Origin of the sequence: Salinivibrio costicola subsp. alcaliphilus, from assembly GCF_001996185.1 — a bacterium.
Classification (GTDB): domain Bacteria; phylum Pseudomonadota; class Gammaproteobacteria; order Enterobacterales; family Vibrionaceae; genus Salinivibrio; species Salinivibrio costicola.
The window spans coordinates 1-850 of record NZ_MUFR01000107.1 but is presented as its reverse complement, the minus strand read 5'-3'; the positions used below and the strand labels follow the sequence as shown (position 1 = coordinate 850).

2 protein-coding genes are annotated in these 850 nt (G+C 41.2%); one reads left to right on the top strand and one right to left on the bottom strand.

The window, feature by feature from the left end:
* Positions 1-468 (bottom strand): helix-turn-helix domain-containing protein (locus BZJ21_RS15365; RefSeq protein ID WP_158075546.1); only part of this gene is annotated, 468 nt, incomplete at its 3' end.
* Positions 469-491: 23 nt separating this feature from the next.
* Here BZJ21_RS15365 and tnpA point away from each other — a divergent pair.
* A partial coding sequence (gene tnpA / locus BZJ21_RS15360) for an IS200/IS605 family transposase (protein ID WP_077670260.1) occupies positions 492-850 on the top strand: 359 nt, incomplete at its 3' end.

The window sequence follows — 850 nt, the reverse complement described above, 5'->3', positions numbered from 1 at the left end:
GTTTCTGGCTTTGCCTCGGATCTTAACGATGCCGACATTAGCCAGATAAACTGCGCCATGTTTTTTCTCTTTTAGGTGAAGTTTCCATCCATCACCATGCGCTTTGTAACCCCAGCCTTTAAATCGTTGAAATGGCTTAAATCGTGGAAAGCCAGCTTTCTTATCGCCTTTCTTCAATCGACGAAAAAATCCGTCAAAAGCCAGTGCAACACGCTTTAAAGTGACCTGCTCGCTCTGAGCGTTGGCATTGAAAATGCCATGCGCTTTGCGATTGTTGCGCCAGAGAGTATTAATTTTGCACTGCTCTGAAAAGCTAAGGCCATAATCAGAATTGCGGTAAGTTTCGATGCGATCACGTAAAGCCCAGTTGTACAACTGGTGATGATGCACAAACAAATCCATCAGCGATTCTTCTTGAGAAGCCGATGGTCTCAGTTTGTATGTGACTTTACGGATTGCTTTTTTCATACAACTGATTATATTTAGTTATTATGAAAAAACAAGCTATAAACACGCTTTATCACAGCGTTTATAACATTCACTACCATTTAGTTCTTGTGACTAAATATCGCCGTCATTGTATCACGCCAGAAGTTGCTGCGTACTTAGAGTCTCAGTATAAAAGATTACTGGAAACTTGGGGTTGTGAACTCTTGGAGTGCAACGGTGAACCAGATCATCTTCACCTTTTGATTTCTGCGAACCCCAAAATACAACCAAGCAAAATGGTGAACAGCTTAAAAACTTCCACATCAAGACTTGTTAGAAAGGAGTTTTCTGAGTACTTGGGTAAGTTTTACTGGAAGCCAGTTTTTTACAGCAGAAGTTATTGTCTGGTTAGTTGCGGAGG